This window comes from Methyloceanibacter stevinii, assembly GCF_001723355.1.
Taxonomy (GTDB): Bacteria; Pseudomonadota; Alphaproteobacteria; order Rhizobiales; family Methyloligellaceae; genus Methyloceanibacter; species Methyloceanibacter stevinii.
In genome coordinates this window covers 113,499-133,179 of record NZ_LPWE01000010.1, presented here as the reverse complement: position 1 = coordinate 133,179, position 19,681 = coordinate 113,499, and the positions used below count along the sequence as shown (strand labels likewise).

The following is a 19,681-nucleotide window of genomic DNA, read 5'->3' as shown; positions in this document are numbered from 1 at the left end:
ATGAAACGCGTGGTCGTAACCGGCATGGGCATCGTTTCCTCGATCGGAAACAACGCTCAGGAAGTCGTGGCCTCTCTCCGGGAGGCGAAGTCCGGCATCGTCAAGGCCGACAAATACGCCGAACTCGGATTCCGCTGCCAGGTTCATGGCGCTCCGTCGCTCGAATGGGAGGGTGCGATCGACCGGAAGGTTCGCCGCTTCATGGGCGCGGGCGCGGGCTGGAACTACGTGGCCATGGAACAGGCCATCCAGGATGCGGGGCTGGAGGAGAGCGACATCTCCAACGAGCGCACCGGGCTGATCATGGGCTCTGGCGGCCCCTCGACCCGGGCCATCGTCCAGGCCGCCGATACGACGCGCGAGCGCGGGCCGAAAAAGGTCGGACCGTTCGAGGTCCCCAAATCCATGAGCTCGACGAATTCGGCCACGTTGTCGACGCCCTATCACATCAAGGGCGTGAGCTATTCCATTTCGTCGGCCTGCTCCACGAGCGCGCACTGCATCGGCAACGCAGCCGAGCTGATCCAGCTCGGCAAGCAGGACGTTGTCTTCGCGGGCGGGGGCGAGGAGCTCGATTGGACGCTGTCGGTTCTGTTTGATGCAATGAACGCGATGTCGTCGGACTTCAACGACCAGCCGGAAAAAGCCAGCCGCGCGTATGACGCGGCGCGCGACGGTTTCGTGATCGCCGGCGCGCCGGCGTGCTTGTGCCTCGAGGAGCTGGAGCATGCCAAGGCGCGCGGCGCGAAGATCTATGCGGAGCTTGTCGGCTATGGCGCGACGTCGGATGGCCACGACATGGTGCTGCCGTCGGGCGAGGGCGCGGTGCGCTGTATGCGGATGGCCATGCAGGGCCTCGGCGGTGACAAGGTCGACTACATCAATCCGCATGCGACATCCACGCCACAGGGCGACGTCTTGGAGATCCAGGCCATTCGCGACGTGTTCGGCAAGGACTGTCCGCCGATCAGCGCCACCAAATCGCTGACGGGCCACTCGCTCGGCGCGGCTGGGGCGCACGAGGCGATCTATTCGTTGCTGATGATGAAGAACGGCTTCATCTGCGAATCCGCGAATATCGAAAACCTTGACCCGGAGGTTGCGGACGTCCCAATTGTCCGTGAACGTCAGGACGGCATTGTGATGAACACGGTAATGTCCAACAGTTTTGGTTTTGGGGGCACGAACGCCTCCCTCGTTTTCCGCCGGTTGGCTGGCTGAGGCCGACGGAACGAGACTTTAGGCAACTTTGAGCAGAGTAAGCACGATGACGAAAGATATTGCAGAACCTGGACCGCTGATGGCGGGCAAGCGCGGCTTGGTGATGGGCGTCGCCAACGATCGATCGATCGCTTGGGGCATTGCCCGCGTGCTGCACGGACAGGGCGCCGAGTTGGCGTTCAGCTATCAGGGCGGCGCCTTTGGCCGGCGCGCGGTACCCCTGGCCGAATCTATCGGCGCGGAGATCATCGAAGAAGTCGACGTCGAGGATTTGGATAGCGTCGACCGCATGCTCGACGTGATCCGGAAAAAGTGGGGCAAGCTGGACTTTGTCGTTCACGCGCTGGCCTTCTCCGACCGGACCGAGCTCAAGGGCCGCTACTGCGACACGACGCGGAAGAACTTCGAGCACACGATGGTCATCTCCTGCTTTTCCTTCACGGAGATCTGCAAGCGCGCCTCTGACATCATGAACGAAGGCGGCTCGCTGCTGACACTGACCTATGGCGGCTCGACGCGCGTCGTGCCCTGCTACAACGTCATGGGCGTCGCCAAGGCGGCCCTGGAAGCGTCGGTGCGCTATCTGGCGTCCGATCTCGGGCCGCAAGGCATCCGCGTGAACGCGCTGTCAGCAGGACCCATGCGGACGCTGGCGGGCGCGGGTATTTCCGATGCGAGGACCCTGCTCCACTACCAGCAGCAGCATGCGCCCATGCGCCGCTCGCCGACGCTCGACGAGGTCGGCGGCTCCGCGCTGTATCTCCTGTCCGATCTTTCCGGCGCGGTCACGGGCGAGGTGCATTTCGTCGATTGCGGTTACGCAACGACCTTTATGCCCGACCTCGAGTCGCTGAAGGAGATCGAGCGCGCTGAGGAAATCGGCAACGCGATGGCCAAGGCGCGCCGCGGGAAGCCGCGCAATAGTCAACCGACAGCTTTGCCGCTGCGTATGGATCGCTAGGGAGTAGCCATGTTCGAAATTATCGTGATGGTTTGCCTTGCCGCCACAGGCGAGGATTGCCGCGAGTACAAGATGCCCGATACGCAATTCGAGGACGCGGTTTCGTGCATCCGCGAAAGCCACGGCAAGGCCTACGACTGGCAAAGTGAGAACAACAAGTACACGGTCATCGGAACGCGCTGCGCCAAGGATGCCAAAGTCCCGGGCGTGCCGAAGGACTAGCGCGGCCAGCCCGCGGCCAGGCCTCACACTGAACGAGACGCAAAATAAAAGGGGCGCCGAAGCGCCCCTTTCGCATATCTGGATGCCGATGCGATACCGGCGGCGCGTCTGGCCTAGCCGGCCTCCGCAACCTCTTTTTCCTGACCGGTCTCCTGGTCGACCACCTTCATCGACAGGCGGACCTTGCCGCGCTCGTCGAAGCCAAGCAGCTTGACCCAGACCTCGTCGCCTTCCTTGACCACGTCCCCAACGGTCTTGGGGCGGCCTTCGGCGAGCTGAGAGATGTGCACGAGGCCGTCACGCGGGCCGAAGAAGTTCACGAACGCGCCGAACTCCATGCACTTGACGACCTTGCCCCGATAGATCTCGCCGACCCTCGGGTTCGGCGCGATCGACTTGATCCGGGCGATGGCTTGGCGGATCGATTCCGCGTTGGCGGACGCGATCTTGACCGTGCCGTCGTCGGAGATATCGATCTTGGCGCCCGATTCCGCGACGATCTCGCGGATGACGGAACCGCCGGAACCGATGACCTCACGGATCTTGTCGGTCGGGATCTGGATCGTCTCGATGCGCGGGGCGTATTCGCCAAGCTCGGGACGCGCCTCGTTCAGCGCCTTGTCCATCTCGCCGAGGATGTGCAGGGCGCCCATCCTTGGCTGATCAAGCGCGATCTTCATGATCTCTTCGGTGATACCGGTGATCTTGATGTCCATCTGGAGCGACGTCACGCCCTCGGACGTACCGGCCACCTTGAAGTCCATGTCGCCGAGATGATCCTCGTCGCCCAGGATGTCCGACAGAACAGCGAACTTGTCGCCTTCCTTGATGAGGCCCATGGCGATACCGGCGACAGGCCGCTTGAGCGGCACGCCGGCGTCCATCAAAGCGAGAGAAGAACCGCAGACCGTCGCCATCGAGGACGAGCCGTTCGACTCGGTGATCTCGGAAACGACCCGCAGCGTGTAGGGGAACTGCTCGTGATCCGGCAGGATCGGATGAACAGCACGCCAAGCGAGCTTGCCGTGGCCGATTTCGCGGCGCCCCGGTGAGCCCATACGGCCGGTCTCGCCGACGGAGTAGGGCGGGAAGTTGTAGTGCAGCAGGAACTTCTCTTTGTAGGTTCCCTGCAGGGCATCGACGAACTGCTCGTCGTCGCCCGTGCCCAGCGTCGTCACGACGAGGGCTTGCGTCTCACCGCGGGTGAACAGCGCGCTGCCGTGGGTACGGGGCAGAACCCCGACCTCGCAGGCGATCGGACGGACGGTCACGAGATCGCGGCCGTCGATGCGCTTCTTGGTGTCGAGAATGCTGCCGCGCACGACGTCCTGCTCGGCCTTCTTGAAGGCACCGGCGACCTTGCCGGCGATCGAGCCGTCATCGTCCTCGGGGACGAGCGAAGAAACGACCGTCTCCTTCACCTGGGCGATGCTGTCGCGGCGCTCCTGCTTGGAGACGATGGCGTAGGCGTCGCGAAGACCGGCGTCGGCTAGTTCGCTGACCTTGGCGACCATCTCCGAGTTGTCCTCGGTCTTCAGATCCCATGGCTCCTTGGCGGCAACCTCGGCCAGCTTGACGATGGCGTCGATCACGGGCTGGAAGTGCTCATGGCCGTACATCACGGCGCCGAGCATGACGTCTTCGGGAAGCTCGCTGGCTTCGGATTCCACCATCAGAACGGCGTCTTTGGTGCCCGCGACCACGAGGTCGAGCGAGGTTTCAGGCATTTCGTCGACGAGCGGGTTCAGGATGTACTGGCCGTCCACATAGCCGACGCGCGCGGCGCCGATGGGGCCGAGGAACGGAACGCCCGAAAGGGTCAGCGCCGCGGAGGCGGCGACCATGGCCACGATGTCGGGGTCGTTCTCCATGTCGTGCGAGAGCACGGTGGTGATGACCTGGGTGTCGTTCTTGAAGCCCTTGGCGAAAAGCGGGCGGATCGGACGATCGATCAGGCGCGAGGTGAGGGTTTCCTTCTCAGTCGGACGCCCTTCGCGCTTAAAATAACCGCCGGGAATCTTACCGGCGGCGAACGTCTTCTCTTGGTAGTTCACGGTCAAAGGAAAGAAGTCGATTCCGGGCCGTGCTTCTTTTGCGGCGACAACCGTCGCAAGAACGCAAGTATCGCCATAAGTCGCGAGGACGGCGCCGTCGGCCTGGCGCGCGACGCGCCCAGCCTCGAGTTTGAGCGGGCGCCGGGCCCATTCAATTTCTACAGTGTGTTTATTGAACATGTGTGTGTCCCATTCGGTAGGGAAAGAATAGGCCGTCCCGCCGCCCGGTGGCGATGGGACGAGCCCGTGCATAAATGTGGAAGCTCCCACGCACGCCGCGGCATGCGGCGAGGATGCTACCGGCGAATTCCGAGCCGGCCGATGAGCTTCTTGTACCGTTCTTCGTCTGACGCTTTCACGTAGTCGAGCAGGCGGCGGCGCTGGCTGACCATTTTCAACAGCCCGCGACGCGAATGGTTGTCCTTACCGTGCGTCTTGAAGTGCTCGGTGAGGTTGCTGATGCGCTCGGTGAGAATGGCGACCTGGACTTCCGGGGATCCGGTATCGTCTGCCTTCGTCGCGTATTCCTGAATAAGCTCTTGCTTGCGTTCAGCACTAATCGACATCGGGTTCTCCTTACTAATTGAGGTGTTTGACAAGGCCGGGCCGGGATGTCGTCCAGCGCGGTCGGATCTGATTGCGGGGCAAGGCTGCGAAAATCGCGAGGGCCCCCAAGCAACCGCTGCACTATAGGGATAATCGTCCCCGAGGCCAGTGCTATTTGGGGGGCTATTCGGGCAGAACAAAGACCCTGGAGGGGTGGAATTCCCCTTGGGCGACCTCGCCGATGGCGACGGGAGCCCCCCTTGATACCGCATAGGCGGCACCGGCCATGATCGGCGCATCCCGCCCCCGCAGCAGAACTGCGCGCCCCAGGCGAATATTGGCGGCATCCGCAGGGCTGACGGGCAGTGCGGGCAGGTCGGTAAGCGCCGTCTCGACGGGCTGCAGGAGGGCCAGGAGCGCCTCCCGGCCCTCCTCCGCGGCCTGCTCCACCGCTTCGAGAGTGACCGCCTGGTCGACGGTGAAGCCGCCGACCCGTGTTCGCCGCAGGGCCGAGATATGTCCCAGGCACCCAAGGGCCCGGCCGAGATCCCGCGCCAGCGCCCGGACATAGGTGCCCTTGCCGCAATCGGCCTCCAGGACGCAATGGTCCGGGTCCGGCTGCTCCACCAGCGTCAGACGGTCGATCGTGACCGTCCGGGGTGCCAGCTCGAATTCCTCTTGGTCGCGCGCCAGATCGTAGGCACGCGCGCCGTCGACCTTCAGCGCCGAGAAGCGGGGCGGAACCTGCTCGATATCGCCGATGAATTGGGTCAGCGCGGCTTCGATGGCGGCACGGGAGGGGCGCATCCCGCTGCTTGCGGTCACCGTCCCTTCGGTATCGTCCGTGTCTGTTTCGGCCCCGAAGCGGACCGTGAAGCGGTAGGTTTTGGCGCCGTCCACCGCAAAAGGGACGGTCTTTGTGGCTTCACCGAAAGCGACCGGCAAGACGCCCGTTGCCAAAGGATCGAGCGTTCCGGCGTGACCGGCCTTTTGCGCATCGAAGAGCCAGCGCGTCCGTCCCACCGCCTTCGTCGAGGTCAGGCCCTCCGGCTTGTCCAGAATAAGCCAGCCACTGACCGCTTGGCCCTTCCGCCGCCGTCCCATGGGATCACCCTCTACGCGTTCTTGCTAGTCGTCGAGGTCACGTGGCGCGTCGCGCCCCACGTCGCGGGCCACTTGGGGAGAGGCCAGAAGCTCGTCGATCCGCGATGAGGCCTCGAACGAGGTGTCTATCCGGAACCGCAGTTCCGGCATGTAGCGGAGGTCGACCCGTTTCGCGACCTCGCCGCGCAGGAAGCGCTTGTGCTGCTCCAGATGCTTGACGACATCGCCGGCTTCGCCGCCGCCAAGCGGCATGACATAGCAGGTCGCCACCTTGAGGTCGGGCGACATGCGCACTTCCGGAACGGTCAGGGAATGGCGCGCGATCACGTCATCCAGCACCTCGCCGCGTGCGAAAATCTCCGCAAGCGCGTGGCGGACGAGTTCGCCCACCTTCAACTGGCGCTGGCTTAGCGCGCGCGCGCCTTTGTCTCGCGATGCCATCGGTCGGTCTCGTCGAATCCGTGTTTCGGTTGCGCCCAGGCAGGAGTGGCTCAAAGCGCCGCGGCTAGAGCGTGCGCTGGACGTGCTCCACCTGGAAGCACTCGATCACGTCGCCCTCGCGCATGTCCTGATAGCCCTCGAACGCCATGCCGCATTCCTGGCCGGCCACGACCTCTTTGACCTCGTCCTTGAAGCGCTTGAGCGTGGAGAGTTCGCCTTCGTGAATGACGACGTTGTCGCGGATCAGGCGGACATGAGCACCGCGCTCGACCTTGCCCTCGGTGACGCGGCAGCCCGCCACCTTGCCGACCTTGGAAATGTTGAACACTTCCAGGATCTCGGCATTGCCGAGGAAGGTCTCGCGCCGTGTCGGCGAAAGAAGGCCCGACATGGCCTGGCGCATATCGTCGACGAGGTCGTAGATCACCGCGTAGTAACGGACTTCCACGCCGTCGCGCTCGGCGGCCGCGCGGGCCTGCGCATTGGCGCGCACGTTGAAGCCCAGCACCACGGCACCCGATGTAGAGGCCAAGGAGATATCGGACTCGGTGATGCCACCGACGCCGACATGGACGAGACGGGCCCGGACCTCGTCGTCGCCGAGCTGGCTGAGCGCCGCATTGATTGCTTCGACCGAGCCCTGCACGTCGCCCTTGATGACGAGCGGGAATTCCTTGATCCCATCTTCCTTGAGCTGATTCATCATCTGCTCAAGGCTGCCGCGCTGACCGGCGACGGCAAGCGTCTTGCGGCGCTCGCGCTCACGGTATTCGGTGATCTCGCGGGCCCGCGCCTCGTTCTCGACGACGGCGAACTGATCGCCGGCTTCCGGCGCCGTGTCGAAGCCCAGAACCTCGACCGGAACGGACGGACCGGCTTCCTTCGTGTGCTCGCCAACATCGTTGATCAGGGCGCGGACACGGCCCCAGGCGGAACCCGCGACGATGATGTCGCCGAGCCGGAGCGTGCCGCGCTGAACCAAGGCCGTGCCGACGGGACCGCGCCCGCGCTCGAGCTTGGCTTCGACGACCACGCCATCGGCGGGGCGGTCGGGATTGGCCTTGAGCTCCAGGACTTCCGCCTGCAGCACGACCGCTTCCAGCAGCGCGTCGAGATTGGTTCTCTTGAGCGCCGAAACCTCGATCTCGAGCGTGTCGCCGCCCATGCTTTCCACCACGATCTCGTGGCTCAGCAGTTCCGTGCGGACCCGCTGCGGGTCGGCGCCCGGCTTGTCGATCTTGTTGATGGCGATGATGATCGGCACCTCAGCCGCCTTGGCGTGATTGATCGCCTCGATGGTCTGGGGCTTCACGCCGTCATCGGCGGCCACCACCAGAATGACGATGTCCGTGACCTTGGCGCCGCGCGCACGCATGGCGGTGAAGGCCGCGTGACCCGGCGTGTCGATGAAGGTGATCTTCTGACCCGACGGAATGGTGACCTGATAGGCACCGATATGCTGAGTGATTCCGCCGGCTTCCTGACTGACCACATTGGCGGCCCGGACGGCGTCCAGAAGCGAGGTCTTGCCGTGGTCCACATGGCCCATGATGGTCACCACGGGCGCGCGCGGGACGAGATCCTCTTCGTTGTCCTTTTCGCCGATAAAGCCTTCTTCCACGTCGGCTTCCGACACGCGGCGCACGGTGTGGCCGAACTCTTCGGCGATGAGCTGCGCGGTATCGGAATCGATCACGTCGGTGATCTTGTGCATCGCGCCGTCCTTCATCAGGTATTTGATGATTTCGACGCCGCGCTCGGCCATGCGGTTGGCGAGTTCCTGGATCGTGATGACATCGGGAATCGTCACTTCACGGGCGATCTTCTGGCCCGTCTGAGGTCCGGTTCCCTGCTTCTTCTGCCGTTCGCGATGGCGCTTCAGCGAGGCAAGGCTCCGCTGCCGCTGCTCTTCGTCGAGTGCGTTGGTAATCGTGAGGCGTCCGCGAACGCGGCGCTCTTCGCCACGGCGCGGTGTCGGCGTGGCTTTCTTATGCCGGGCATCGGCTGGCGCTTCGGGCCCTCCTGATCGGGCTCCATCGGCCGGCGCGGCGCCTCGGCGCTCGGCGCAGCCTTGGGCTTCGCCTTGGCCTCGGCTTCCGCCTCGGCGGCCTTTTGGGCCGCTTCTTCGCGTTCGCGTGCCTCGGCCTCTGCGGCCTCCTTGGCGCGCTGCTCGGCGAGGGCGGCCTCTTTGGCAGCATCCTCCTTGGCCCGCTCGCGCTCTTCGGCGTCGCGGACCCGGGCGTCGGCAAGCGCCTTGGCGCGCGCGCCCTTCTCCTCTTCGGAGAGCTGTTTCAGACGCGCCGGAACGGCGCTGCTTGCTGGCTGCCGGCTTGGGTGCAGGCTCTCTCGCAGGCGCCTCTTTTGCGGCGGACTTGGCCTGCGGCTTCTCTTTGGCCTCGTCGGCCGCGCCGCCAGATCCGATGGACCGGCGCTTTTTCTTCTCGACCAGGACGGACTTGGAGCGCCCATGGCTGAAGCTCTGGCGCACATGGCCCGACTCCACCGTTCGGCGCAAATTAAGCGTCATCTTGCGCCCGCCGCTCTTGCCTTCAGTCTCGTTGGTCTCGCTCATTCTTGTTCCGTATCCAATCCGTGTGTGTCTGCGAATGCAGAAATTCCCTTGCGGTAGCGCTCGACACGCAAGGCCGCCGGAAGAAACTTTTGAGCCGCACCGCCCTGGATGAGGGCAGCATGTATCACATTTGTCCGGCCCGATGCCAAACCCAATTCATCTGCGGTAAAGACGCAGATCGCCGGAAGGCTTGGGCCGCTGGTGACGGCGCGGGCCTTGCCGTCCAGTTTCCGGACACCGTCCGCCGCCGCATCGGCGGCGTGAACCAAGGCGATGGTCCGGCCTGATCGCAGGGCCTCTTCAACCTTGGTATGGCCGAAAACCAGTTCGCCAGCCTTGTTGGCCAAGGCCAGCGCTCCAAGAGCAGACTCCGCCAGGAGGCCGTCAACCTGCTCGGCCAAGCCGTCCGGCGCGCGAGCATCGGTCTTGAGCGCACGGCCGAAGGCGCGACGCTTCGCAGCCTCCGCTATCGTATCATACGTGGCGGTGAGCCAAACCCCCCGGCCGGGGAGGCGCTCCTTGAGGTCCGGGACGACGGTGCCGTCCGGCCCCAGCACAAAGCGGATAAGGTCAGATTTGGCCCGGTGGGCACGCGTCAGCGCACAGCGCCGCTGGGTATCCCCAGAGGCCTGTCGCGACGGGGACCGCCGCGTCTTGCCATGCACTGCCGTTTCCAACTGCAATCGCCTTGTGTTCTAGCCGGCTCATGACGCTGTTGCGTCTTCGCCGGAAGTTTCGTCATTGTCCGTGGCGCCCTCGGCGTCCCCGGAGCCGTCTTCTTCGGTCTCCTCGGGCTCGTCAGGGATCAAATCCGCCTCGTCGATCCAGCCCGCCTTCACGCGGGCGGCCAGGATCAGGTCCTCGCATTGGGCCCGGGTCATGCCGAAACCGTCGAGGAACCCGGAATGACGGGTCGTCTCCTTGTCCTGCCGCTCGGTCCAGCCCGCGAGATCGTCGGTGGCGCAGTCGGCCAGATCCTCGACCGACTTAACCTCGTTCTCGCCAAGGGCCACCAGCATCGCCGTGCTCAGGCCTTCGAGCTGCAGCAGATCGTCCGCAACGCCGAGTTCCTTGCGCTTGGCATCGAGTTCGGCTTCGAGCTTCTCGAGATGCTCGCGCGCCCGCGCCTGAATCTCGCCCGCGGTTTCCGCGTCGAAGCCTTCGATGGAGGAAATTTCGTCCGTGTCCACAAAGGCCACTTCCTCCACGGAGGAGAAGCCTTCCGAAGCGAGCAACTGGGCGATGACCTCGTCCACGTCGAGCGCTTCCATGAACCGTGCCGAACGCTCGGCGAACTCCGCCTGACGGCGCTCCGATTCGGACGCCTCGGTCATGATGTCGATGTCCCAACCGGTGAGCTGGGAGGCGAGGCGCACATTCTGGCCCTTGCGGCCGATGGCCAGCGACAATTGCTGGTCCGGAACCACCACCTCGATGCGCTCGGCATCTTCATCGAGCACGACCTTGACGACTTCCGCCGGCGCGAGCGCGTTCACGATGAAGGTCGCGGCGTCGGGCGACCATTGAATGATGTCGATCTTCTCGCCCTGAAGCTCGTTGACGACAGCCTGCACGCGGGAGCCGCGCATACCCACGCACGCGCCCACGGGATCGATCGAGCTGTCGCGGGAAATGACGGCGATCTTGGCGCGGCTGCCCGGGTCGCGGGCGACGGATTGAATGGTGACGATGCCTTCGTAGACCTCGGGCACTTCCTGCGCGAAGAGCTTGGCCATGAACTCCGGGTGCGTCCGCGACAGAAAGATCTGCGGTCCGCGCTGTTCGCGCCGCACGTCGTAGACATAGGCGCGGATGCGGTCGCCATAGCGGAAGTTTTCGCGAGGCAGGGTCTCGTCGCGGCGCACGACCGCTTCGGCGCGGCCAAGATCCACGATCACATTGCCGTATTCGACACGCTTGACGATGCCGTTGACGATCTCGCCCACGCGGTCCTTGTACTCGTCGTACTGACGCTCGCGCTCGGCCTCGCGCACCTTCTGCACGATCACCTGCTTGGCGTTCTGCGCTGCCACGCGCCCGAAATCGAGCGGCGGCAGAGGCTCGGCGATGAAGTCGCCGACCTGGGCTGCGGGGTTCTTGCGCCGCGCCTCGGCCAGCGCGATCTGCGTGGCCTCAAGCGTGACGTCCTCGACCACTTCCAGCAAACGGGCTAGCGAGATCTCGCCGGTCTTCGGGTCGACTTCCGCCTTGATTTCGTTCTCGCTGCCGTAGCGCGACTTAGCCGCCTTCTGGATCGCGTCTTCCATGGCGGTGATGACGACTTCGCGGTCGATCGACTTTTCCCGCGCGACCGCATCGGCGATTTGCAGGAGCTCCAATCTATTGGCGCTCACGCCTGCCTGAGACATTCCTTAGCCTCCAAACAAAGTTACGTTCGTATCCGGCAAGCCCCAACGGATTGCCGCAAAATTCAATGGGCGGCGTCGCCACCCGAAAGATCTGCACGAAGCGCGTCCGCATCCACGGTGAGCTTCGCTTCGCCGATGAGCGAGAAGGGCAGGCCGATGATCATCGGCTCCAAATTGCCTTCCAGCTCGACCTTCAAATGCACTTCCTCGTCGACCACATCCTCGATCCGGCCTTTGAACCGTTTGCGGCCGTCGACGGCCTCATTCAGCTCGACCTTCGCGTCATGCCCCACCCAGGTGGCGAAATCGCTCGGGCGGACCAGAGGCCGATCGATACCGGGAGAGGAAACCTCCAGGTGGTATGTCCCGGGCATCGGGTCGTAGGCATCGAGTACGGGAGACAGGCGCCGGCTGATCGTCGCGCAATCGTCCACACTCATCTGTCCGTCCGGCCGTTCGGCCATAATCTGCACCGTGCCGCCGTCACGCCCTGAAATCTTGATCCGCACAAGACGGAAACCAAGTTCGTCCAGGACAGGTTCGGCGAGGTCCGCAACAGCGCGCTCCTGCCCGGTCTCCCGGACAAAGCGGCGATCCTCGTCTGCAGCAACGCTCGACATTGATGTCCGCACTCAAGGGTTTCGATCGATCAGGGTCTACGATAGCGAGAAACCGCTATGCGCACCGCGTGCGGCCGAAGCCCATAACAAAAAGGAGCGGGCCAAGGCCCACCCCTGATCAAATCAATCATGAGTTTCTGGCGCTAATATACGGTCTTTTTCGAACGATTCAAGCACGCCACGCCGCGGAAATTCGATATTTTTCAGTCGGTTCCGATTATTCGGACAGGACCTGGCGCTTGATGCGGGCAAAATCGGCCGCGCGCGCCAGACTCAAGGAGCACAGGCAGGCCGAGTAATTTCCCCCGATCGACGTGGCACCGAACGCGAGTTCGTCCTCGAAGGTGCAGTTGGAGTCGCGATAGGCGATCCACTTCTTTTGGGCCGCCGTGAGCGCCTCGAGTTGGAGGTCGGGTTTCTGCCCCATGACATCCGCGTGCCGCCGAATGGCGGATTTGAGGGTGCCATAAGCCTCATTGAGAGCTGCGTCCGCGGCGTCGGCTTTCCGGGACAGGCACGCCTTGTATTCCGGGTTGGAAGTCGTCTGGGATTCGCAGTCCGTGTAGCAGGTGGATTCGATGTCGGCGGCGCGCGCAGGTAATGCCGTAGCGAGGCTCGGCAGCACGAAAGCTAGCACGATGAGAAGGACGGTCCGCATGGCGTGCTCCAAGGGGTTGTTCCAAGGTCAGCGACGACGAAAGCAAAGATAGGACGGCTTCCGGCCCTCGCTCAATGCCTTACGCTCGTAACGCGTTTCCGGCCAGTCCGCGGGGCGCTCCCGCCAGTCGTTGGCGCGGCTCGCGGTCCACACATAATCCCCATCGCGGCCGATCGTGAACAGCGCCGCGCGCACATAGTTCATGTCGTCGCTGGCGAACCGCAGTTCGCCGCCGGGCTGGAGGATGCGGGCGAGGGACCGGACGAGCGCCGGCGTCAGCAGCCGCCGTTTGGCCTGGCGCTTCTTCGGCCAGGGGTCCGGGAAAAGAATGAATGCGCGGGAGATCGACGCGTCGGGCAGCCACGCGATGAGGTCCCGCGCGTCGCCGTCATGGATGAGGATCGTCTCGATGCCGTGATCGTCGATGCCCCCGAGTAGGCTGGCAACGCCGTTGAGGAAGGGCTCGCAGCCGATCATGCCGATATCCGGGTTCGCGCGCGCCTGCCAGAGGAGGTGCTCGCCGCCGCCAAAGCCTATTTCGAGCCAGGCCTCGCGCAAGGCGCGATCGAACAACGTCCGCACATCGTTGGGGGCCGGGTGTGAGAGGTCAGGACGGAGCCGCGGCAGAAGATCGGCGACGAGTGCTGCCTTGCGGGCGGTCAGCCGTTTGCCCTTGCGCCGTCCATAGGAGCGGAGCGGGTGCGCGTCGCCGCCGTCTCGTGTCTCCGTCGTCATCTCACGCTGCGTGCCAAGCATGGGGTCGCCTGTCTACCCCCAAAAAGCCGATGGCCGGGACGATGCCCGGCCATCAAGCGAGTTCGTTGCGTGTCCTTGCGCCTTAGCTGAGCGCGCCGCGAATCGGGTCGGCCAGGTCGACGCGCTCCCAGGAGAAGCCGCCGTCGTTTTCCGGCGTCCGGCCAAAATGGCCGTAGGCGGCGGTGCGCTCGTAGATCGGCCGGCTGAGGCCCAAATGTTCGCGAATGCCGCGCGGGCTGAGATCCATCACCTCGCGCAGGGCGTTCTCGAGCTTGTCTTCGGCCACCTTTCCCGTCCCATGCAGATCCGCATAGAGCGACAAAGGCTGCGACACGCCGATGGCGTAGGACACCTGCAAGGTGCACTTGTCGGCAAGTCCCGCCGCGACAACGTTCTTGGCGAGGTAGCGGGATGCGTAAGCCGCCGAACGGTCGACCTTGGTCGGGTCCTTGCCGGAGAAGGCGCCGCCGCCATGCGGGGCCGCGCCGCCATACGTGTCGACAATGATCTTGCGGCCGGTCAGTCCGGCATCGCCGTCGGGGCCGCCGATGACGAAACGGCCGGTCGGGTTCACGTAGAACTTCGTCTTGCCGTCGACCCAGCCCTTCGGAAGGACTTCGTCCACCACGCCGCGGACGATCGCTTCGACCTGTTCCGTTGTGGCTTTCTCGTCGTGCTGAGTGGAGACCACGACGGAATCGGCGCGGACGGGCATGCCGTTCTCATAGACCAGCGTCACCTGGCTCTTGGCATCGGGACCGAGTTCCGGCGTGCGGCCCGCGTGACGGGCCTTGGCCATCTCGTGAAGGATGCGATGGGAATAGAAGATCGGCGCGGGCATGAGCGCGTCCGTCTCGCGGCAGGCATAGCCGAACATGATGCCCTGGTCGCCGGCGCCTCGGTCCTTTTCCTTATCGGAATCGGCGTCCACGCCCATGGCGATGTCGGCGGACTGCTCGTGCAGGAGGTTCTCGAACGAGGCGAGGTCCCAGTGGAAGCCTTTCTGCTCGTAGCCGATCTCCCGGACCGCGCGCCGCGCCGCCGCTTCAATGGCTTCGCTGGTCACGCTCTCCGGGCCCCGGACCTCGCCCGCAAGGACGATATGATTGGTGGTGACAAGTGTCTCGCAGGCCACCCGCGAGAGCGGATCGGCAGCAAGATACAGATCCACCACGGCATCGGAGATGCGGTCGCAAACCTTGTCCGGATGTCCTTCGGACACGGATTCGCTCGTAAAGAGGTAGTTTCCTCGGGCCACTGGGCTTCCCTTCGTGTGAGATCGTCGGCACAGGCCGACGTGCGGGGCCGGTTCTGGCAACGGCGCGACCCGAGGTCAAGCCCCTTACGTTGAGAGAGTGCTGCGGACCCTACTTCTGACCCTTCGGCTCGCTCAGCGCGCGGACGAGGTCGACGATGCTCTTACGAACCTTCGGATCAGGAATCTTGGTGAAGGCGCGATTGAGCTCAAGTCCTTCGCGCGTATTCAGAAAGTCGAGGATGAAGGCCTCGGATTCCGGTTCCGCCATGCCGGGCGTGGCCGCGTTCTCTTCGATGTTGGGAGCTTCCTCGAAGAAGAACCCCACGGGCACGCCGAGTATTTTCGAGATGTGGTAAAGGCGGCTCGCCCCGATACGGTTTGCGCCCTTCTCGTACTTTTGCACCTGCTGAAAGGTCAGCCCCATGCTATCGCCGAGGCGCTCCTGGCTCATGCCGAGAAGCATGCGCCTTAGCCGGACTCGGCTGCCAACATGGGCGTCGATGGGATTGGGTTTTTTCCCTGCCATTGAATCGTTCTCGTTTGGGGCTGATTGCGAAAGAGGCCGCCGGGCTCTCCCGCCAAAGTTTCTAGGTTAGGCAAGTACATAGGTTGGCCCAGGTCAGCCAGTCAAGCGCGGTGGCCCGGTGCAGATGCGGCAAACAAGCCATCCCAATAAGGCGATTCCGAGGGCAAGAAACTCCGCCCACAACCCCCATACGGCATAGGGCGTGATGAGGCCCAAAGTGGGCACGCCGACGTCGCGGATAGCCCTCGTATCGAGATCGATCTTCGCAAGAACGCGGCCGTGAGGATCCACAACCGCCGACACGCCCGTATTGGCGACACGCACCAAAGGCAGCCCGAGTTCCACCGCGCGCACGCGCGCCTGGTAGAAGTGCTGATAAGGCCCCGCGCTCGAGCCGAACCACGCATCGTTGGTGACGTTCAACATCCACCCGGGCCGTTCGGCGCCGCCAGGAGGGGAAGCTTCGGCACGGACCTCGTTCGGAAAAATGATCTCATAGCAAATCAACGGCAGTGCCGGCGGCGCTCCGGGAACGGCCATCAAGCGCGGACCCGTCCCCACACTGAAGCCGCCGCGCACACCGGTCATTTGCATGACGCCGAGGCTCTCCAGGAAGTCCTGGTAAGGCAGATATTCGCCGAAGGGGACCAGGTGGATCTTGTCGTAAACGGCGACAACCTGCCCCTCATCGTCCACGGCCATGAGGCTGTTGTAGGCATGGCGCGCGAGAAGGATTCCTTTGTCGTTACGCCGTTCCGTCCAGCGTGCGCTTCCAACCAGCAGTGCCGTCCCGTCGGGAAGCATGTCTCCGATCGCGGCGAGCGCATCCGGAGACTTGTCGAGCGCGAAAGGCAGGGCCGTTTCCGGCCAGACCACGACGTCGATGTCCTCGAGCCCCGGCCGTTCGGTCATTTCGAGATAGGTTTCGAAGATCCGGGTGGCGTTCTCGGGCCGCCATTTCTCGGCCTGGTCGATATTGGCCTGTACGAGGCGGACGCGAAAGTTCGTAGGCGTATCGGTCGCGTCTGCGAGGCGCATGGCGCCCCAGATATAGGATGCAGCGACCAGTGCCAGGAGGAGGGTGGCCAGAGCGGCCGACCCGCGGCTGGGTGTGCCGCCACCGCTCCAAATGGCCGCAGGGGAAGCGAACACCAGAACCGCGAACACGGTCACGGCGTAGACGCCAAAGACAGCGGCGAGTTGCATCAACGAGGGGTCAGCGAGGAGCCCGTATCCGATCAGGTTCCAGGGAAGACCCGTGAGCACGTATCCGCGCGCGAGCTCCGAAAGTCCGAGCCCCAGGCCCAGGGCGAAGATCCGGGCAGGGCCTTCGCGCCACAGCACCATGGCGAACGCGCAGCCGCCTGCGAAGAACAAGGCCATGCCGGCCGGGAATGCCGTCATGACGAAGGGGATCAACCAGCCGTGGCGCCAGGGCTCGACCAGGAAAGCTTCGGCGATCCAATAGAGCCCCGTGAGGAAGAAGCCGAAGCCGAACCAGAAGCCCGTCAGGGCGGCGGCGAGGACGCGCGCGGTGCGCGTTTCTCCGCTGCGGTAGCTGCCGTCGAGCAGCCAAACGAGCCCGCCAAGGCTCACGAACAGGATGGGCCACAGATGAAACGGCGCGAAGGCGAGAACCGAAATCGCCCCGAGCAGAATGCCCATGGCAGCGCGTTTCAGCCCGGTCAGGCCCGCCGTCCAGGCCGCGATGCGCGCGGGCCCTGCCACGGCGCCGCTCAAGACTCGCTTGGCGTTGCGCCGCTCTTCTCGGCGGGGATGATATGCCCCTTGGGCAGATGGATGCGCACGCGCTTGATCCGTCGCGGGTCGGCGTCCAGAACCTCGAACTCGACGCCGCACGGATGGCTCACCACCTCGCCACGCGCGGGAATCCGGCCGGCGAGCGCAAACACCACGCCGCCCAGCGTGTCGATATCCTCTTCCTGTTCGTCGGTGACGAGGTCGACGCCCAGATACTCGTCCAACTCTTCGATGGGCAGCCGGGCGTCTGCGACGAGGCCGAGCACCGGATCGTTCTCCAGCATGGGTTCGTCTTCGACGTCGTGCTCATCGGCGATATCGCCCACGACCTCTTCCACGAGATCCTCGATCGAGACGAGGCCGTCCGTGCCGCCATATTCGTCGACGACGAGCGCGAGATGAAGCTGCGCCGTCTGCATCTTGAGCAGGAGATCGAGCACGGACATGGACGGCGGCACGTAGATCAACTCGCGTGCGATTTCGATTGAGCCGACGGTCCGCGTGAGGTCGACCTTGCCGAGGTCGATGCGGCCGTCGTCGGTGCCGTTCGCTTCCTCGGTGATCCACGACATCAAGTCGCGGATATGGATCATGCCGCGCGGGTCGTCCAAGGTTTCGCGATAGACCGGAACGCGGCTGTGTTCGGACTTTCGGAACACGCGCAACAGGTCCTCGATGCTCACGCTGTCGTCCACGGAGACGATGTCGGCGCGGGGGACCATGACGTCCTCCACGGTCAGCGTGCCGAAACGCAATATACGCAGCATCATGCTGCGTTCCTGCGGGCTCAGCGCATCGCTTGTGCTTTTGACGAGAGCGCTCTCGATCAAAGTGCGCAGGTCTCGTTCGTCGTTAAGTCCGAACGTCTGCAGCAGCCGTTCGAACCAGGAGGACTCGTCTTCGGTCGTGCGGGCCGATTCTATTTCGCGATCGCGCTCTGGCGCGGGGGTACTCATTTATGCGATCTCCGCTAGGCCTGCATTGCTGTCCCGGGCGGGAACATCGTCCGCGTAAGGGTCCGCAATGCCCAACGATGCCAGGGCCTGTCGTTCCAAGTCTTCCATCTGTTCGGCTTCTTTGTCGTTAAGATGGTCGAAGCCCAGCAAGTGCAGGGCGCCGTGCACCACCAGATGCGACACGTGGTCGGACAGGGGAATGGCCTTCTCGGCCGCTTCCGCGGCGGTGGTCTCGAGCGCAATGACGATATCGCCGAGGAGCACAGGGACGCCATCCGGGACGTCGTCATCGATCGCGCCCGCCGTGCCGGGCATGTCTCCCGACGGAAACGAGAGCACGTTCGTCGGCTCGTCCTTGCCGCGCCAGGTTCGATTGAGCTCGCGGATCTCGGCGTCGTCCGTCAGCACGACGGTCACTTCGCAATGCGCGGTCTTCGTAGGCGGTGCGGAGGCAAGCGCGGCGTGAGCTGCAAGCTCCAACATGGCGTCGCTGATACCGCGTTCGGTCCACGCGCCGTCGTGGCGCACGACGTCGACGTCCAGCACGCATGTGGCGGGAGTCTGCCTGGTACTCGGTCTAGGGCCGTCGTCGCTCATCAGTCTTCCCCGGCGCCGGGAGCAGCGGTCGTCCGCTCTGCAGGCGAGGGCTCCACGAGGGGCTTTGCGTCCGGACGCTCGGACTGGCTGGCGGCATCGTAGGCCGCCACGATGCGCCCGACGAGTTCGCGCCGGACCACGTCCGCATTGGCGAAGGCGATGTGGCCGATCTCGTCGATCCCACGCAGGATCTCGATCGCCTGGAACAGGCCCGAATCCTGCCCCTTGGGCAGGTCGACCTGGGTAGGATCGCCGGTCACGATCATCTTGCTGCCTTCACCGAGGCGCGTGAGAAACATCTTCAGTTGAACCGCCGTGCAGTTTTGCGCCTCGTCGAGAATGACCATGGCATTGGAAAGCGTGCGCCCGCGCATGAACGCGAGTGGGGCGATTTCGATCATGCCGGTCTCGAGCCCGCGTTCCACCCGCTCGGAGCCCAGCGTGTCGTAAAGGGCATCATAAAGCGGGCGCAAATATGGATCGACCTTCTCGCGCATGTCGCCCGGCAGGAAGCCTAAGCGCTCGCCAGCCTCCACGGCCGGGCGCGACAGGATCAGCCGGTCGCAAAGACCGCTCTCCAAAGCCGCTGCGGCGAACGCCACGGCCAGATAGGTCTTGCCCGTACCGGCCGGCCCGGTGGCGAAAACGAGGTCGTTGTTCTGCAGGCACTCCAGATAGGCGCTTTGCGCGGGCGTCCTTGCGGTGATGACGCGCTTGCGGGTCTTGATCTGCTGTGCCTTGGGCCGAACGCCGCTCTCGGCCACGTCGGCTGCGGTGGCGTGACGGACTGCGCCGGCAACGTCCCCGACGCCGATGGTCTCTCCCGCGGCAAGGCGATTGTAGAGGTGCTCGAGGATGACCTTTGCGGCGGCGCAGGCCTCAACCGGGCCGCGCAAGGCGATCGCCGTGCCGTTGACCACGGCTTCGATGCCGAGCCGCTCTTCCAGAACGGCGAGGTTCGCGTCGAAATGGCCAAGAAGGTCGCGCACAAGGGCCATATCGTCAAAATAGACGACCAGGGGCTCTTGGACCCCATTTGCTTGCGCCGTATCTAGGCGC

The 19,681-nt window shown here is 64.2% G+C and carries 20 protein-coding genes and 1 pseudogene; 3 read left to right on the top strand and 18 right to left on the bottom strand.

Annotated elements, in window-relative coordinates; genetic code table 11:
* Genes fabB through AUC70_RS04500 form a run of 3 tightly spaced genes read left to right on the top strand, consistent with a single transcriptional unit; the run spans window position 1 to window position 2,404 of the window.
* Window positions 1–1,221 (top strand): beta-ketoacyl-ACP synthase I, encoded by a 1,221-nt coding sequence (gene fabB / locus AUC70_RS04510; RefSeq protein WP_069443789.1) that lies wholly within the window; start codon window positions 1–3, stop codon window positions 1,219–1,221.
* 46 nt (window positions 1,222–1,267) lie between these two features.
* Window positions 1,268–2,182: an enoyl-ACP reductase FabI gene (gene fabI, locus AUC70_RS04505; RefSeq protein WP_069443788.1), complete on the top strand. Its 915-nt coding sequence runs from the start codon at window positions 1,268–1,270 to the stop codon at window positions 2,180–2,182.
* 9 nt (window positions 2,183–2,191) lie between these two features.
* Window positions 2,192–2,404, top strand: a complete 213-nt coding sequence (locus AUC70_RS04500) for a hypothetical protein (RefSeq protein WP_069443787.1) — start codon at window positions 2,192–2,194, stop codon at window positions 2,402–2,404.
* A 113-nt stretch (window positions 2,405–2,517) separates the two neighbouring features.
* Here AUC70_RS04500 and pnp read toward each other — a convergent pair whose 3' ends face one another.
* From pnp to AUC70_RS04420, 18 genes and pseudogenes are all read right to left on the bottom strand, one after another.
* Window positions 2,518–4,638: a polyribonucleotide nucleotidyltransferase gene (pnp, locus tag AUC70_RS04495; protein WP_069443786.1), complete on the bottom strand. Its 2,121-nt coding sequence runs from the start codon at window positions 4,636–4,638 to the stop codon at window positions 2,518–2,520.
* 116 nt (window positions 4,639–4,754) lie between these two features.
* On the bottom strand, window positions 4,755–5,024 hold the full coding sequence (gene rpsO, locus AUC70_RS04490; RefSeq protein ID WP_069443785.1) for a 30S ribosomal protein S15: 270 nt from the start codon (window positions 5,022–5,024) through the stop codon (window positions 4,755–4,757).
* 163 nt (window positions 5,025–5,187) lie between these two features.
* Complete coding sequence (gene truB, locus AUC70_RS04485) at window positions 5,188–6,108, bottom strand: tRNA pseudouridine(55) synthase TruB (protein ID WP_069443784.1); 921 nt, start codon at window positions 6,106–6,108, stop codon at window positions 5,188–5,190.
* 24 nt (window positions 6,109–6,132) lie between these two features.
* Window positions 6,133–6,549, bottom strand: a complete 417-nt coding sequence (gene rbfA, locus AUC70_RS04480; protein WP_069443783.1) for a 30S ribosome-binding factor RbfA — start codon at window positions 6,547–6,549, stop codon at window positions 6,133–6,135.
* A 64-nt stretch (window positions 6,550–6,613) separates the two neighbouring features.
* Window positions 6,614–8,359: a translation initiation factor IF-2 gene (gene infB / locus AUC70_RS04475; protein WP_244505519.1), complete on the bottom strand. Its 1,746-nt coding sequence runs from the start codon at window positions 8,357–8,359 to the stop codon at window positions 6,614–6,616.
* Window positions 8,360–8,427: 68 nt separating this feature from the next.
* Window positions 8,428–9,018: a hypothetical protein gene (locus tag AUC70_RS17830; protein WP_244505532.1), complete on the bottom strand. Its 591-nt coding sequence runs from the start codon at window positions 9,016–9,018 to the stop codon at window positions 8,428–8,430.
* A gap of 1 nt (window position 9,019) precedes the next feature.
* Window positions 9,020–9,076 (bottom strand): annotated as a pseudogene (locus AUC70_RS17825) (hypothetical protein); the annotation flags it as partial.
* A gap of 41 nt (window positions 9,077–9,117) precedes the next feature.
* On the bottom strand, window positions 9,118–9,786 hold the full coding sequence (locus tag AUC70_RS04470) for an RNA-binding protein (protein ID WP_069443781.1): 669 nt from the start codon (window positions 9,784–9,786) through the stop codon (window positions 9,118–9,120).
* A 39-nt stretch (window positions 9,787–9,825) separates the two neighbouring features.
* Window positions 9,826–11,490, bottom strand: coding sequence for a transcription termination factor NusA (gene nusA, locus AUC70_RS04465; RefSeq protein WP_069443780.1), 1,665 nt, complete (start codon window positions 11,488–11,490; stop codon window positions 9,826–9,828).
* 62 nt (window positions 11,491–11,552) lie between these two features.
* Window positions 11,553–12,110 (bottom strand): ribosome maturation factor RimP, encoded by a 558-nt coding sequence (gene rimP, locus AUC70_RS04460; protein ID WP_069443779.1) that lies wholly within the window; start codon window positions 12,108–12,110, stop codon window positions 11,553–11,555.
* 217 nt (window positions 12,111–12,327) lie between these two features.
* Window positions 12,328–12,768: a lysozyme inhibitor LprI family protein gene (locus tag AUC70_RS04455; protein ID WP_069443778.1), complete on the bottom strand. Its 441-nt coding sequence runs from the start codon at window positions 12,766–12,768 to the stop codon at window positions 12,328–12,330.
* A gap of 27 nt (window positions 12,769–12,795) precedes the next feature.
* Window positions 12,796–13,524 (bottom strand): tRNA (guanine(46)-N(7))-methyltransferase TrmB, encoded by a 729-nt coding sequence (gene trmB, locus AUC70_RS04450; RefSeq protein WP_244505496.1) that lies wholly within the window; start codon window positions 13,522–13,524, stop codon window positions 12,796–12,798.
* A gap of 82 nt (window positions 13,525–13,606) precedes the next feature.
* Window positions 13,607–14,782, bottom strand: coding sequence for a methionine adenosyltransferase (metK, locus tag AUC70_RS04445; protein WP_069443777.1), 1,176 nt, complete (start codon window positions 14,780–14,782; stop codon window positions 13,607–13,609).
* A gap of 109 nt (window positions 14,783–14,891) precedes the next feature.
* Window positions 14,892–15,308: a helix-turn-helix domain-containing protein gene (locus AUC70_RS04440; protein ID WP_069443776.1), complete on the bottom strand. Its 417-nt coding sequence runs from the start codon at window positions 15,306–15,308 to the stop codon at window positions 14,892–14,894.
* A 93-nt stretch (window positions 15,309–15,401) separates the two neighbouring features.
* A complete protein-coding gene (gene lnt, locus AUC70_RS04435) occupies window positions 15,402–17,036 on the bottom strand; it encodes an apolipoprotein N-acyltransferase (RefSeq protein ID WP_141701954.1) in 1,635 nt (544 codons plus the stop codon).
* An 8-nt stretch (window positions 17,037–17,044) separates the two neighbouring features.
* Window positions 17,045–18,025 carry a hemolysin family protein gene (locus tag AUC70_RS04430; protein ID WP_083241246.1) on the bottom strand — a complete coding sequence of 327 codons (981 nt, stop codon included), beginning with the start codon at window positions 18,023–18,025 and terminating at the stop codon, window positions 17,045–17,047.
* On the bottom strand, window positions 18,026–18,622 hold the full coding sequence (ybeY, locus tag AUC70_RS04425) for an rRNA maturation RNase YbeY (RefSeq protein ID WP_069443774.1): 597 nt from the start codon (window positions 18,620–18,622) through the stop codon (window positions 18,026–18,028).
* On the bottom strand, window positions 18,622–19,620 hold the full coding sequence (locus tag AUC70_RS04420; protein WP_069443773.1) for a PhoH family protein: 999 nt from the start codon (window positions 19,618–19,620) through the stop codon (window positions 18,622–18,624). Before AUC70_RS04420 ends, ybeY begins: the two co-directional genes overlap by 1 nt.
* Between the last annotated feature and the right edge of the window lie 61 nt (window positions 19,621–19,681).